Annotated in this window: 11 protein-coding genes and 1 other RNA gene; 4 read left to right on the top strand and 8 right to left on the bottom strand. The window is 62.1% G+C overall.

What is annotated here, in order from left to right; genetic code table 11:
* Positions 1–10: 10 nt before the first annotated feature.
* Entirely contained in the window at positions 11–781 is a 771-nt protein-coding gene (locus Q5H89_RS02260; RefSeq protein ID WP_305017667.1) for a DUF1573 domain-containing protein, read from the bottom strand.
* Positions 782–950: 169 nt separating this feature from the next.
* On the opposite strand from Q5H89_RS02260, the gene Q5H89_RS02255 reads away from it, so the two are divergent.
* Positions 951–3,374, top strand: a complete 2,424-nt coding sequence (locus tag Q5H89_RS02255) for an alpha-ketoacid dehydrogenase subunit alpha/beta (RefSeq protein WP_305017665.1) — start codon at positions 951–953, stop codon at positions 3,372–3,374.
* Positions 3,375–3,453: 79 nt separating this feature from the next.
* On the opposite strand, the gene Q5H89_RS02250 is transcribed toward Q5H89_RS02255, so the two are convergent.
* Positions 3,454–4,038 carry a hypothetical protein gene (locus tag Q5H89_RS02250; RefSeq protein ID WP_305017664.1) on the bottom strand — a complete coding sequence of 195 codons (585 nt, stop codon included), beginning with the start codon at positions 4,036–4,038 and terminating at the stop codon, positions 3,454–3,456.
* 143 nt (positions 4,039–4,181) lie between these two features.
* On the opposite strand from Q5H89_RS02250, the gene Q5H89_RS02245 reads away from it, so the two are divergent.
* Together Q5H89_RS02245 and Q5H89_RS02240 are read left to right on the top strand one after the other, a co-directional pair.
* The gene (locus tag Q5H89_RS02245) at positions 4,182–5,195 is read left to right on the top strand and encodes an acyl transferase (protein WP_305017663.1); all 1,014 of its coding nucleotides are present in this window, start codon (positions 4,182–4,184) and stop codon (positions 5,193–5,195) included.
* A gap of 10 nt (positions 5,196–5,205) precedes the next feature.
* Positions 5,206–5,844, top strand: a complete 639-nt coding sequence (locus tag Q5H89_RS02240) for a hypothetical protein (RefSeq protein WP_305017662.1) — start codon at positions 5,206–5,208, stop codon at positions 5,842–5,844.
* 96 nt (positions 5,845–5,940) lie between these two features.
* Here the strand turns inward: Q5H89_RS02240 and Q5H89_RS02235 are convergent, their stop codons facing one another.
* The 6 genes from Q5H89_RS02235 to Q5H89_RS02210 form a co-directional block, all read right to left on the bottom strand.
* Positions 5,941–7,104: a sigma-54-dependent transcriptional regulator gene (locus Q5H89_RS02235; protein ID WP_305017661.1), complete on the bottom strand. Its 1,164-nt coding sequence runs from the start codon at positions 7,102–7,104 to the stop codon at positions 5,941–5,943.
* 166 nt (positions 7,105–7,270) lie between these two features.
* An RNA gene (gene rnpB / locus Q5H89_RS02230) (RNase P RNA component class A) lies at positions 7,271–7,674 on the bottom strand.
* Positions 7,675–7,698: 24 nt separating this feature from the next.
* Positions 7,699–8,049: a cupin domain-containing protein gene (locus Q5H89_RS02225; RefSeq protein WP_305017660.1), complete on the bottom strand. Its 351-nt coding sequence runs from the start codon at positions 8,047–8,049 to the stop codon at positions 7,699–7,701.
* Between the two features lie 35 nt (positions 8,050–8,084).
* Positions 8,085–9,014: a metallophosphoesterase gene (locus Q5H89_RS02220; RefSeq protein WP_305017659.1), complete on the bottom strand. Its 930-nt coding sequence runs from the start codon at positions 9,012–9,014 to the stop codon at positions 8,085–8,087.
* A gap of 41 nt (positions 9,015–9,055) precedes the next feature.
* Positions 9,056–9,400 (bottom strand): hypothetical protein, encoded by a 345-nt coding sequence (locus tag Q5H89_RS02215; RefSeq protein WP_305017658.1) that lies wholly within the window; start codon positions 9,398–9,400, stop codon positions 9,056–9,058.
* 201 nt (positions 9,401–9,601) lie between these two features.
* Positions 9,602–10,813, bottom strand: a complete 1,212-nt coding sequence (locus Q5H89_RS02210) for a Smr/MutS family protein (RefSeq protein WP_305017657.1) — start codon at positions 10,811–10,813, stop codon at positions 9,602–9,604.
* Positions 10,814–11,074: 261 nt separating this feature from the next.
* Between Q5H89_RS02210 and Q5H89_RS02205 the strand changes: the two genes are divergently transcribed.
* Entirely contained in the window at positions 11,075–13,966 is a 2,892-nt protein-coding gene (locus Q5H89_RS02205) for an alpha-amylase family glycosyl hydrolase (protein ID WP_305017656.1), read from the top strand.
* Positions 13,967–14,038 lie beyond the last annotated feature (72 nt).

Raw genomic sequence — 14,038 nt, 5'->3', positions numbered from 1 at the left:
GGGCTAGCGACTACTTAAACGGCACCGAGGCGCCGCTCTCCTTCACGAGGCTAGTGGGCACGAGGTCCTTCACCACGTTGGCCTTAAGCGTGAGCTTGGTATCGCCGTGCAGGTCGTTCGAGTCCAGCGTGACCACCTCCGTGGCCGGACCCACCGTGCGCTGGGCATACACCAGCTCTACCACCGCGCTCTGGCCGGGCTTGATGGGGGCCGGCGCCGCGCGGTAGCCCACGCAGTAGCAGTTGGAGGAAATAGTGCTCAACACCAGGTCTTTGGGGCCGGTATTGCGCACGCCGATGCGCGCCACCGATTGCTGCCCCGCCTCGATGCGGCCAAAATCATAGCCGGGCCGCTCCAGCACCAGGCGAGGGGAGGCGGCTAGCTGGGCCGGCGTGAGGGTAGCGCGCAGCTCCTCTTTGGTCAATACCGAACCCTTAAGGCTGAGAACTTTGCTGGGCTCCGAGGCATTGCTCATCACCGTCACGGTTTTGGCGAATACGCCGGGACGGCCGGCGCTATTGTACACCGCCTTGATGACGCCTGAGTGGCCCGGCAGCACCGGCGCCTTGGTCCACTCGGGGGTGGTGCAGCCGCAGCTAGCCTGAGCATTGGCAATTACAATGGGCTGATTGCCGGTATTCTTAAACTTAAACTCGTAGGTGGCCATCGTGCCCTCGGGCACCTTGCCAAAGTCGTGGTCGGTGCGCTCGAAGGTGAGCACACCCTGGGCGCGGGCGGCCAGCGCCAGCAGGCACAGGGCTAGGGTAGAAAGGAGTCGCATGGGTAGGAAAAGCAAAGGTCTGGCCAGCCCGATGTGTTAGACTAACAATAACTTACCCCTGGCCGGCCAGGGGCAAAGGCAAATATACGGCCGGCCCCCGGGCTATTTCGTAAATTTGCAGCCTAGCTCTCCCTCTTTCCCACCCACCCATTCCTTACGCTCTCCATTTATGTCTGACGCGCTGCTAGCGCCGGCCGAAATCCCGGTGCACTCCCTTTCCAAAGCCGACCTGCTCGACGACTACCGCCTGGCCTGGGAAAGCCGCCACGCCTCGCTGGCCGGCCGCCGCGAGGTGTTTATGGGCAAGGCCAAGTTTGGCATTTTTGGCGATGGCAAAGAGCTGCCCCAGCTAGCCATGGCGCGGGCCTTCCAAAACGGCGATTTCCGCTCGGGCTACTACCGCGACCAGACGTTTATGGTGGCCATCGGCGAGCTGACCTGGCAGCAATACTTTGCCCAGCTCTACGCCCACGCCGACCCCGAGGCTGACCCCAGCACCGCCGGCCGTGCCATGAACGGCCACTTCGGCACCCGCCTGCTCGACGACGACGGCCAGTTCAAGCCCCAGACTTCTACCAAGAATTCGTCGGCCGACATTTCGCCCACCGGCGGCCAGATGCCGCGCCTCGTGGGGCTGGCCTACGCCAGCAAGCTGTATCGCCAAAACCCGGCGCTACACCAGTTTACCGATTTTTCGGTGAATGGCAACGAGGTGGCCTTCGGCACCATTGGCAACGCCAGTACCTCGGAGGGCGTGTTTTTTGAGGCGATAAATGCGGCCGGCGTGTTGCAGGTGCCCATGTTGATGTCGGTATGGGACGACCACTACGGCATTTCAGTACCCGCTGAGTATCAGACGACCAAGCAAAGCATTTCGGCCATTCTGGCCGGCTTCCAGCGCGAAGGCGAAGGCCAGGACGGCTTCGAGATTTTTGTGGTGCGCGGCTGGGACTACCCAGCCCTCATAGATACCTACCAGCGCGCTGCCGCCGTGTGCCGCGCCCAGCACGTGCCGGTGCTCGTGCACGTAACCGAAGTAACGCAGCCCCAGGGCCACAGCACCAGCGGCTCGCACGAGCGCTACAAGCCCAAGGCCCGCCTGAGTTGGGAGGAGGAGCACGATTGCCTCACCAAGTTCCGCGAGCACCTGCTTACCGAAGGCGTGGCGAGCGAAGACGAGCTGGCCCAGATTGAGAAAGCCGCCGCCGCTACCATCAAGCAGGCGCGCACCACGGCGTGGAGCGCCTTCTTCGACCCCATTCAGCAGGAGCGCGAAGAGGCGCTGGTGGTGCTGAATAAGATGGTGGCCGAAGCTGGCGAAGAAAACAGCCTGGCTGAGCTAGTTAACAGCCTGAAAACGAATGTGACACCTATTCGGGCCGACATTGTGCGCACCCTGCGCCGGGCCCTGCGCCAGGTGCGCGGCAACCGGCCCAGCGCGGGCCGCCGCGCCGCCCAGCGCCTGCTGGAGCAGTGCGAGGCCGAAAACGCCGACCGCTACAACTCTTATCTCTTCAGCCAGAGCGACGAGGCCATCGGTAACATCGAGGAAGTGCCGGTGACCTACGCCGCCGACGCGCCCCTGGTGGATGGCCGCGAAGTGCTGCAAGCCTGCTTCACGGCCAACTTTGCGCGCGACCCGCGCATCTTCGCCATCGGCGAAGACGTGGGCCACATTGGTGATGTGAACCAGGCCTTTGCGGGCTTGCAGGAGAAGTTTGGGGCCTTGCGCGTGACCGATACCGGCATTCGCGAGTGCACCATTGTGGGGCAGGGCATTGGGGCGGCGCTGCGCGGCCTGCGGCCGATTACCGAGATTCAATACCTTGATTACCTGCTCTATGCCATCCAGATTCTGAGCGATGACGTGGCCTGCCTGCAGTACCGCACCAAGGGTGGCCAGAAGGCTCCCCTTATTGTGCGCACCCGCGGGCACCGCCTGGAGGGCATCTGGCATTCGGGCTCGCCCATCCAGATGATACTCGGGGCCATCCGGGGTATGCACCTGTGCGTGCCGCGCGACATGACCCAGGCGGCGGGCTTCTACAACACGCTGCTGCGCAGCGACGAGCCGGCCATCGTGATTGAGTGCCTGAACGGCTATCGCCTCAAGGAAAAGCTGCCGGCCAACGTGGGCGATTTTACCCTGCCGCTAGGCCGCCCCGAGGTGCTGCGCCCCGGCGACGACCTCACCATTGTGACCTACGGCTCGATGTGCCGCATTGTGCTGGATGCTGCCAAGCAGCTGGCCGAAGTCGGTATTTCGGTTGAAGTAATTGACGTGCAAACGCTTTTGCCTTTCGACACCGACCAGCTCATTGCCGACAGCCTGCGCAAAACCGGCCGCGTGATTTTTGCCGACGAAGACGTGCCCGGCGGCGCTACCGCCTACATGCTGCAGCAGGTGCTCGACGGCCAGCAGGCCTACCAGCTGCTCGACTCGGCCCCGCGCTGCATCGCGGCCCAGGCCCACCGCCCGCCCTACGGCTCGGATGGCGATTATTTCTCGAAGCCCAACGCGGAGGACGTATTCGACGCGGCCTACGAAATGCTGCGCGAAACCGACCCTAGCCAGTTTCCGGCCATTTACTAGGCTTAAAAACACCGGGGCCTCCGCTTGCTTAGCAAACGGAGGCCCCGGTGTTTTTAAGGTATCTGTGTTTACCTGAGGGCTAGCGGGGCGGAATCACCACGCTGTCGGTCATGATGGTATTGCTCACGTTCAGCGCCCGGTCGGCAATGCTCACCTGGAAGCGTACCGTTTGGCCCGGCACGAAAATGTCGCCCAGGCCGAACGGAATCAGCGTGTAGGTGAGGGTGCCTTTGATGGGGGCCGCCTTGGTATCGGTGCTGGCGGTGGGGTGCAGGTACAGGCCGTTGTACTGGCCCGCGTTGTAGACGTTTGGAAACGGCACGCCCACGGTGGTGAGCGCCTCGTATTTGCCGGTTGCCTTATTTTTGACGAATGGCTCGATGAAGTAGTTTTTGGCAAACCGGCCCGAGTACTTCGTGGGCTGGGCCGCCACTTCGTCGGCCGTCAGGCCGAGGTCGCCGTCGCCGTCCTGATAATTAATTTTAATGCTTATCGTATCCAGCACCTGCTCCTTAACATTGGTGGGCGTGTAGCGGCGCCGCTGAATCTGGTTGAAGCTGATGGAGGGCGTGGTGGAATACTCGGGTGCTTTCAGGCAAGAGCTGAGGCCGCCCGCCAGCAGGCCCATGCCCCCGATTGCCGAGGCTAGTCGATAAAATTTCATACGCTAACGCAAAAATAAAGAAGCCCGCCGCTGCCCCCGCCGCCCGCGTTGCAAAACGCACGGCCGGTTGGTTTGTTGTGCCGGCGTAAATGTAAGCAGCCAGTTGCCCCGGGCCACTTTTTGCCTAACCCCCGCTTTTTGTTATGAGTTTCCGCGCCACCTTTTTAGGCCCCGCCTACCGCACGCTTACCCACCTGGCGCCCCCGGCCTTTGAAGCGGCGGCGCTGGCCCTGTTTCGGCACCAGGCGGCGCACTGCCCGCCCTACCAGGCCTACCTGGCCGGCCTGGGCCGCGACCCCGCCCGCGTGCAGGGGCTAGCCGAGATTCCCTTTTTGCCCATCGAGTTTTTCAAAACCCAGGAGGTGCGCACCGACCCTAGCGAGTGGCAGCCGCAGGAAATATTCCGTAGCAGCGGCACCACCTTGCAGCAGCGCAGCCGCCACCTCGTGCGCGACCCGGCCCTGTACCGGGCCAACGCGGCGGCCATTTTCGAGGCGGCCTATGGCCCGCTCACCAACTGGGTTTTTCTGGCCCTGCTGCCGTCTTACTTAGAGCAGGGCGAGTCGTCGCTGGTGGCCATGGTGGCCGATTTTGCCCAGCGCTCGGGGCAAACCCAGCCGGCCTTTTTTCTGCGCGACCACGCCGGCCTGCTGCGCGCCCTGGCCGAGGCCAAGCAACAGCCCGGCCGCCGCGTGCTGCTCTTCGGCGTCACCTACGCGCTGCTCGACCTGGCCGCCGAAGTTGGCGCCGCGCCCGAGCTGCAAGGCCTCACGGTGCTCGAAACGGGCGGCATGAAGGGCCGCCGCCGCGAAATGATTCGCGAGGAGCTGCACCAGGAACTGCAAGCGGCCTTCGGTCCGGCGCCCATCCACTCCGAATACGGTATGACCGAGCTGCTAAGCCAGGCCTACTCGCCGGGCGAGGGCCTGTTTTACTGCCCACCGCAACTGCGCGTGCTGCTGCGCGACCCCGCCGACCCCTTCTTCGTGGCCGAAGACCGCCCCGAAGGCGCCATCAATGTCATCGACCTGGCCAACGTGGACAGCTGCGCCTTTATCGAAACCAAGGACCTGGCGCGCCGGCACCCTAGCGGCGCTTTTGAAGTGCTGGGGCGGCTCGATAATTCGGATATTCGGGGGTGCAGCCAGTTGGTGTAGGCATTATTTTATGAGTAGCAAAACTATGAATTATTGGAGCAAAATACTAGTCGTTAGTTCGCTAGCTATGCTTTCGGCTTGTGACTTGAAAGCAGATGAGCAAGCAGGAAAATCCGAAATCTCAGCTAGGGCAGCCTTAACTGATAATAAACAGCCACCACAGGACTCGACAGTAGAAAAGAGTGTAGGGTGCGTCCGTGGGCAAGCTGAGCCAATTATCAAGAAGAACTATTTTCCGGCGACCAGTTTCGTTTTGCAGCCGGATAGTATGACGGGCGTGGAAACAGTGCGCTTTAAAAACGGAGATAAATTAATAATTACGAATTGGGGCTGCGAATCTTACGTACTGACGTTTCGTTTTGAAACTTCAAGATTCAGGGCGAATAATTCTAATTTAAACTACTGGTACGCAGCAGCTGGTGAGCTTATGAATGAAACTGTGCCCGGTGTTGACGCGCCAGTAGATATAAAAGCGGGTGTGCGAGCTTTGAAAAGCTACGCCGCTAAAAATGCTAGGCACTTGAGGATACGAACAGAGCTTGACTTTGGTGGCGGCGAAGCCGCTAGGATTGCTACCTTTGATACCATCGCCAAAATGCCGGGCAACCGCACTGAGGTGGTATTATCATTCACCGCGGGACTGTTGTAGCGCGAAGTAGGCGAGCCGCCCGAACAACGATAAAGACAACAGCGCCAGCTTCCTAACGAAGCTGGCGCTGCTATTTGGTAAAGCGGCCCTAGCGAACTACTTCCCCGCAAACGCCTTGGCGTCAGCTTCTTCAATGGTAGCGTCGCTCATAATGACGAGGCGCTCGACCACGTTGCGCAGCTCGCGGATGTTGCCGCGCCAGTCGAGGCCTTGCAGGTATTTGAGGGCGCCGTCCGATATTTTTTTGGGCTTGTTGCCGTAGTCGGCGGCGATGTCCTGCAAGAACTTCTGCACCAGCTCGGGAATGTCTTCGCGGCGGTCGTTGAGGGCGGGCACCTGAATGAGAATGACCGACAGGCGGTGGTAGAGGTCCTCGCGGAAGTTCTTGTCGGCTATTTCCTGTAAGAGGTTTTTATTGGTAGCGGCCAGCACGCGCACATTCACCGAAATCTCTTTTTCGCCGCCCACGCGGGTTATCTTGCTTTCCTGGAGGGCGCGCAGCACCTTGGCCTGGGCCGAGAGGCTCATGTCGCCGATTTCGTCGAGGAAAAGCGTGCCGCCGTCGGCCTGCTCAAACTTGCCGATGCGCTGCTTCACGGCCGAGGTAAACGAACCTTTTTCGTGGCCGAATAGCTCGCTCTCAATTAGTTCGCTCGGGATGGCGGCGCAGTTGACCTCCACCAGCGGGCCGTTGGCGCGCGGGCTCAGCTGGTGCAGCTGCCGGGCCACCATCTCCTTGCCCGCCCCGTTGGGGCCGGTGATGAGCACGCGGGCATCGGTGGGGGCCACCTTCTCGATGGCCTTGCGCACGGCCCCCAGCGTGGCCGAGGTGCCTATCATCTCGGAGCCCTTGGTGGTGGCTAGCTTTTTCTTAAGGGTTTTCGTTTCGGTTACCAGCTTGCTGCGGTCGAGGGCGTTGCGCACGGTTACGAGCAGGCGGTTGAGGTCGGGCGGCTTGGGCAGGAAGTCGAACGCGCCCTTCTTGGTGGCATCTACGGCGGTTTCGATGTTGCCGTGGGCCGATACCATGATGAAGGCCGCGTCGGGGGCTAGCGTGCGGGCGCGCTCCAGCACTTCGAGGCCATCCATTTTGGGCATCTTTATGTCGCAGAGCACCACGTCGTACTTCTGCTGAATGAGCAAATCCAGCCCCGCCGGCCCATCCTCGGCCTGGTCCACGGTGTAGCTTTCAAACTCCAGGATTTCCTTAAGCGTGTTGCGAATAGCTTTTTCGTCGTCGATGATGAGAATGCGGGGCATGAGGCGGGGAGTAGAATCTAATTGTCATTGCGAGCGCAGCGCGGCAAGCGCACCCGCACGACACCCGAACGACTCGTTCTGAGGAGATTGCCGCGCTGCGCTCGCAATGACAAACGATTTTATATGAAAAAAAGCGGCTGCCCTCTTGCGAAAGCAGCCGCCGAAATTACGCAATGAGCCGATAAGCCGGGTTCTGTCCGCCCTTCGCCGTTTCCGGCGGCGGCGGCCCCACCATTTATCTAGGCCCACGGTCGCCCGTGGGCTCCAGCGACCTACCCGCAAACCCGGGCGGGCCGCCCGGTGCTGCCGGCCCCGGGGGGCTAGCAACGCGCTTGCTTATTTGGTCTTGCAACCCCTGAGGTTTACCCAGCCGGCGTGGTTGCCCAGCCGCTGGTGCGCTCTTACCGCACCTTTTCACCCTTACCCTTGCGGGCGGTTATTTTCTGTGGCACTGGCTGTCCTGGCCCGATTGGCCAGTCCTACCCGTTAGGTAGCAGGGTGCCCTGCGTAGCCCGGACTTTCCTCCCCGCCCGCATTTGCGTTGGGCGCGGCGGTGGGGTGGCTCACTGCAAGGGCAAAGGTACGGCCTGGGGCCTAGCCGGCGGCAGGCAGAAAATCGAGCCGCACGGGGTTGAACGAGTCGAGTAAGGCGCCCGCCTGCCGGGCTACCACGCCGTGCGGCACATTGGGGGCGGCGTAGAACGTGTCGCCGGCGCGCAGCACGTGCACCTCGCCGCCCACGGTCACCTCAAACTCACCGCTTTCTACATAGGAAATCTGGCTGTGCACGTGCTGGTGCAGCGCGCCCACGGCACCGGCTGTAAACTCGACTTTGACCAGCAGCAGGGCGTCGTTATACGCCAGCAGCGTGCGGCGCACGCCGGGGCCGGTTTCTTCCCAGGCGAGGCTAGCGGCGGGCTGGAAGGCGGGAGTGGAATGCGTCATGAGTAGGCTAGGCTGTTTTAAACTCTCCCGCAAGCTCAGCTTGCCGGCACCCACACCATTTTGTCGGCGCTCAGCACCTGCTCGCCATCCCAGCGGTAGCCGATGAGCTGGCCGCCCCTAGCCACGCTGTAGTCGAGGCACACGGCGTAGGGCTGCAAAAGCCGGGGCGTGCCGCGCAGCCAGTAGTGGCCGAAAAAAACGGGCTTCTCATCCTGGTAGTGCCAGGGGTCGAGGCTGGCGGCATCTACGGGCTGGCCGCGCAGCTCGGCCAGGTCTTCGAGGTAATAATCGTGGTAGGCGGCGGCCGTGGCGGGGTTTTGCCACCAGCGCACGCGCATAAGTTCGCGCCGGTGGCCGTCCTTATCGGCAAAGCTGAGGCCGCCGGGCAGGCGCACTTCGCGGCCCTTCAGCGTAACCTCGGTGGCCTCGTACTCGGGGCTGCCGCGCCGGCTGGCCCGCAGCAGGAAGTCGGGCGTGAGGCGCAGGCCGGGCAGCTGGCTGCGCAAATAGTCGATGTGTCTGGGCTCCCAGCAGGCGTGCACGGCGCGCAGGCCAGGCAGCTCCAGGGCCAGCGGGAGGGTCAGAAACCACTCCAGGTAGCCTAGCCACTCGGCAAACAGCTCCTTGGTCCGAAACTCCCTAATGGTTTCGAGATGCTGCAAAATGTGCTGCGGCTTGTGCGGCCGCAGGTGCCCGCCCTCCGGGTGAAACTGCCAAAACGCCAGCGCATTATACTCGTGGTTGCCCAAAATGGCCAGTGCCGTGCCGCCCTCCACCATGCCGCGCACCAGCTGCAGAGTTTCGCGGATTTTGGGGCCGCGGTCTACGTAATCACCCAGGAAAATAACCTGGCGGCCGCCCGGGTGGCGCGGTACTCCGGCCGCATCGGGCTGGTAGCCGAGGTGGGCTAGCAGGTCCCGCAGCTCGTCGGCGTGGCCGTGAATGTCGCCGATGAGGTCGTACATAGGCAAATAATACTGGCTAGCACCACCAACTAAGGAGGCTGCTATTCGTTGAAGTTTTCGGCAATACGCAGGCGGCGCAGCCAAGCGAAATACAAAAAAGGTAGCGCGTTTAAGCCAATTTGCAGCAAATTGCCCGCGCTGGTTCTGAATCCCATATAGAAGCGCAGGCCGAGCAAATCGCTAGTATCCCAGAGTGGCTGGCGGCCTTGCAGAGTATCAATCAGCAAATTTGGCAGTTGCAGTAGCGCCCATACCCAAAAGAGTGTGAACGCTGACTCAACCGACTGGTGTCGGCGCTTGCGAGCATAATACAGTATAGTCCCAGCTATTCCTAGTCCGGAAACTGCTAGCCCCACGTAGTTTGTGTTGGCTAACTCGTCGGGCACAGCCATAACGGATAGGAGGACAACAACTGCAGGTAGCAGTCGCGCCACGCGGTACCAAATACTATGCGAGGTAGCATATTCTTCGACAGGCTCCATCTGAGAAGTCGCGGGTAAAAAGTAAACTGATGTACTACTGCGCTAATGTAGCTAATGTAGCAGGGTAATACACCAGTTTTCAGCTTGAGGCATTGAAGAAATACGTTACTTCAATCGCACCAGCGTGGCGCCGTAGCCAAACTTCTCTTTCTGCGCCTCTTCAAAGAATTTGATATCCTTGTTGCGGCTCAGTTGGCGATGAATCTCCTTGCGCAGCGTGCCGTTGCCGGCGCCGTGGATGAAGATGATTTCGTGCATGTTGGTGGCCAGGGCGCGGCTCAGCGCGTCCTCGAAGGCATCGAGTTGCAGGCGCAGCATGGCCGTGTTGCTGAGGCCTTCGGCCCCTTCGGGGCGCAGCTTCTCGATGTGCAGGTCAAACTCGTGGGGCGGGGCCACGAGGGCGGCCGCCGGCTTGGGCGGAGCCGGGGCAATAGCGGCGGGCACGGCCAGGGGTTTATCGCCGGCCAAGGCCTGCTGCAATGCGTTGGCCTGCTTGGGGTTAAGGGCCGGGGCGGGGCTAGCGGCGGCTTCGGCGGCGGCGTCCAGGGCAGCTTCGGCCTGGGCCAGCTTTTCGGGGTTGAGGGCCGGGGCGGGGCGCTCGTCGAGCTGAAACAGGTAGGCCTCCTTGCCAATAACCGGCGCCGGCCGGCGGCTGGTGTAGAAGGTGCTGGCCTTGAACGACTGGCGCTTGGTGAGCAGGTCGTAGGCCGTGTCGGCGTTCAGCTTAAAGCTCAGCAGTTGAAAAACCACGGCGGGCCACTGCTCAAAGTCCTTAAGGTGCAGGTGGGCCAGGGGCGCGCTGGCGGCCTTGGCCTTGAGCTGGCCGGTGGCCAGGGCGCGGTACTTGCCCAGGCGCTCCTCGCCGTAAGTGAAGACCACTTCGGCCTCGGTATTGTTGAGCAGGTGCAGGGCCAGCAGCTCGGGCGCCTGGTGCACCAGGGCCAGGTACAGGCCCTTGGCGGCGGGCGGCGGGGGCGTGGCGCCGGCCGGGCGCGGCGGCATGGCGGCGCTGGGGCCGGCCGGCTGCGGTCGGCCGGCGGGGCTAGCCGGCGCTGGGGCGCCGGGGCGCTGGGCCTTGGGCTGGCCACCCAGGGGCTTGTTTTTTTTGCTGCCGGTGGCGGCGGGGCGGGCGGGCTCGGGGGAGGGGCGGCGGAAGGCCTGGCCTTCCTCGGCGGCCACGAGCACCAGCTCGCGTTGCAGCACCGGAATCGTAAAGTCGTTGTCGATGGCTACTTCCACCAGCTCGCTGTCGAGCACGCGGGTTACGATGCCTTCCTCGGTGCCCGTGAGCAGCCGTACTCTATCTCCTACGTTCATAAAAACACAACTAATGGTCGGTACCAGGCTTCTGCTTTGGAAGTACGCGAAGTACGCCGTAAAGGTAGGCCGGGCTGGCAGGCGGGCCGGAAATAACCCGGTTTAACCGGCTCAAAAGAGCGCAAACGTTTGCGGGCGAGGCTGCTGAATGCTGCGTGAAAACGCTGGAAAACGCCCGCTGCCGGTTGTATCTTAGCTGAGACGCTGCGCTTACGCACGGTTTGCGGGCTAGCGTCCTTTTCTTTTTCCCACCCATTTTATATGAAAAAACCTCAACTCCTGGGGCGTTTGGTGCTGGCCATTTTGCTGCTGGCCGGCTGGGCGCCAGCCGCCTGGGCGCAGTCGCCGGTCACGGTTAGTCCGTCGTATTTCACCGCCGACACACCCGTTACCCTCACCTACGATGCCACGCTGGGCAACGCGGGGCTAGCCAACTACACCGGCGACATCTTTATCTGGACCGGGGTTGTCACCGACAAAAGCACCAGCGATACCAACTGGCACTTTGTAGCGGGCACTACCTATAGCACGACCACGGACGCCCAGAAACTAACGCCGCTCGGCAACCACAAGTACAGCATCACCTTCACGCCGCGCACCTACTACCCGGGCTTCGCCGGCTCGGGCGAGGTGCTGAAAAAGCTGGCCATGGTGTTTCGCGGCACCGGCGGCTCGCCCGAGGGCAAAGGCGTGGGCAACAGCGATATCCTGGTAGCGCCGGGCGTGCAGGTGAACTTCACCAGCCCCGCCACGGCCAATACCGTAGTGGCCGCTGGCACCTCGGTAGCGGTGGCTGGCACGGCTACGGTAGCTTCTACCATCACGCTCTCGCTCAATGGCACGCAGGTGGCGCAGCAAACCAACGCTACCACCATCTCGGCCAACGTTACCATCAGCCAGCAGGGCGTGAACACGCTGACGCTGACCGCCAACGACGGCACCACCACCAGCACCGCCACCACCACCGTAATTGTGGCGCCGCCCGTAACCACCGCCGCGCTGCCCGCCGGCGCCAAGGCCGACGGCATTACCTACCTGGCCAACGGCACCTCGGTTATCCTGACCCTGACGGCCCCCAAAAAGAGCTTCGTGTACGTGCTGGGCGAGTTCAACAACTGGCAAACCACCTCGGCCGGCCTCATGAACAAGACCTCGACCGTGGATACCGACCCGGCCACCGGCCGCTGGTGGGTGCAGATTGATAACCTGACCCCGGGCCAGGAGTACGCCTACCAATTTCTGGTGGATGGCCAGTTGCGCGTGGCCGACCCGTACTGCGAAAAAATCCTCGACCCGGACAACGATAAGTACATCAACACGGCCGCCTATACGGTGTACCCTGGCCTGCGCGCCTACCCCACGAGCGGCGCTACCGGGCTGGTGTCGGTGCTGCAAACCGGCCAAACGGCTTACAACTGGACGACCACCAACTTCAAGCGCCCGGCCCGCACCAACATGGTGGTGTATGAGCTGCTGATGCGCGACTTTACGGCCCGCCACGATTATAAAACCTTGAAAGACACGCTGAATTACATTCAGCGGCTAGGGGTGAATACCATCGAGCTGATGCCCATCAACGAGTTTGACGGCAACGACAACTGGGGCTACAGCCCGTGCTTCTACTTCGCCCCCGACAAATACTACGGCGATAAAAACAGCCTGAAGGCGCTGATTGACGAGTGCCACCGCCGCGGCATTGCCGTGGTGCTGGACATGGTGCTCAACCACTCGACCGGCCTTAGCCCGATGGTGCAGCTCTACGGCAACATCACCACCGGCCCCACCGCCGACAACCCGTGGTTCAACACCTCGGCGCCGCACCCCTACAGCGTGTACAACGACCTGAACCACGAGAGCCCCTACACGCGCTATTTCTCGAAGAACGTTATCAAGTTCTGGCTCCAGGAATACCACATCGACGGCTACCGCTTCGACCTGGCCGGCGGCTTCAGCCAAGTGCCCAAAACGACGGCCACCTACGGCCAATATGACCAGACGCGCGTGAACATCTGGCAGGATTACTATAACACCCAGATAGCCGCCGACCCCACCTCGTACCCCATCCTGGAGCACTTCCCCGATGTGGCTAGCAGCGCTAACCCCATTGATGAAGGCAAGGTGCTCAGCGACCTCGGCATGATGCTGTGGGGCAACATGAACGGCAGCTACACCCAGGCCGCCATGGGCTACAAGGATGGCTGGGACCTGAGCTTCGGCTACTACGGCGACCAGGGTGGCCGCGGCTGGGGCAAGCCCAACTCGATAGGCTACATGGAAAGCCACGACGAAGAGCGCATGCAGTTCAAGAACGAGGCCTACGGCAACGCCAGCGGCAGCTACTCGACCAAAGACATTCCTACCGGCCTCAAGCGCGACGAGATGTCGGCCGCCATTTTCTTCAGCCAGCCTGGCCCGCGCATGGTGTGGCAGTTTGGCGAACTCGGCTACGACTACACCATCAACTACTGCATCAACGCCCCCTCGACGCCTAGCGCCGACTGCCGCACCGGCATGAAGCCCATTCGCTGGGACTACCAGCAGGATGCTAACCGCCGCCACCTCTACACCACCTACAAGGCGATGGCCCTGCTGAAGCAGCAGCCCGTGTTCAGCACCTTCACCTCGTATACCCAGAACCTGGGCGGCGCCGTCAAAACCATCAACATTGCCAACGCCGACCTGGCCGTGGTAACCTACGGCAACTTTGAAGTGACGGCCCAGAACGCGACCATCACCTTCCCCAGCACCGGCACGTGGTATAACTACCTCACCGGCACTACCCTGAACGTGACCAGCACCAGCATGGCCATGGCCCTGCAGCCCGGTGACTACGCCGTGTACACCAGCAAGCCCATTGCCGTGGCCAACCCGCTGGCCACCCGCGCCCAGCAAACGGCCGCCTTCCAGTTGAGCCTGGCGCCCAACCCGGCCGCCGGCACCACCACCGTGGCCTACCAGCTGCCCACGGCGGCCACGGCCAGCATCGCGGTGCAAAACCTGCTCGGCCAGACCGTGCGCCAGCTAGCCCCGGCCCGCCAGGCCGCCGGTGCGCAAACCCAAACGCTGTCGCTGCAAGGCCTCGCCCCCGGCGTGTACCTGGTGCGCCTGCAAGCCGGCGAGCTTACCCAGACTACCCGCCTGCTGGTACAATAGCCCCGGCCGCTTAGCTAGCTTTTAAAACCCTAGCCAGCAATTGCCTACCGCATGGGCATTGCTGGCTAGGGT

The sequence above is a fragment of the Hymenobacter cheonanensis genome (genome assembly GCF_030581075.1).
Taxonomy (GTDB): Bacteria; Bacteroidota; Bacteroidia; order Cytophagales; family Hymenobacteraceae; genus Hymenobacter.
This window is presented reverse-complemented; position numbering and strand designations above follow the sequence as displayed.

Bases quoted from the DNA above. Each gene is read 5' to 3' on its own strand.
- Q5H89_RS02250 (WP_305017664.1), bottom strand. From the start codon at position 4,038: ATGAAATTTTATCGACTAGCCTCGGCAATCGGGGGCATGGGCCTGCTG.
- Q5H89_RS02240 (WP_305017662.1), top strand. From the start codon at position 5,206: ATGAGTAGCAAAACTATGAATTATTGGAGCAAAATACTAGTCGTTAGT.
- Q5H89_RS02255 (WP_305017665.1), top strand. From the start codon at position 951: ATGTCTGACGCGCTGCTAGCGCCGGCCGAAATCCCGGTGCACTCCCTT.
- Q5H89_RS02245 (WP_305017663.1), top strand. From the start codon at position 4,182: ATGAGTTTCCGCGCCACCTTTTTAGGCCCCGCCTACCGCACGCTTACC.
- Q5H89_RS02220 (WP_305017659.1), bottom strand. From the start codon at position 9,014: ATGTACGACCTCATCGGCGACATTCACGGCCACGCCGACGAGCTGCGG.
- Q5H89_RS02225 (WP_305017660.1), bottom strand. From the start codon at position 8,049: ATGACGCATTCCACTCCCGCCTTCCAGCCCGCCGCTAGCCTCGCCTGG.
- Q5H89_RS02260 (WP_305017667.1), bottom strand. From the start codon at position 781: ATGCGACTCCTTTCTACCCTAGCCCTGTGCCTGCTGGCGCTGGCCGCC.
- Q5H89_RS02235 (WP_305017661.1), bottom strand. From the start codon at position 7,104: ATGCCCCGCATTCTCATCATCGACGACGAAAAAGCTATTCGCAACACG.
- Q5H89_RS02205 (WP_305017656.1), top strand. From the start codon at position 11,075: ATGAAAAAACCTCAACTCCTGGGGCGTTTGGTGCTGGCCATTTTGCTG.
- Q5H89_RS02210 (WP_305017657.1), bottom strand. From the start codon at position 10,813: ATGAACGTAGGAGATAGAGTACGGCTGCTCACGGGCACCGAGGAAGGC.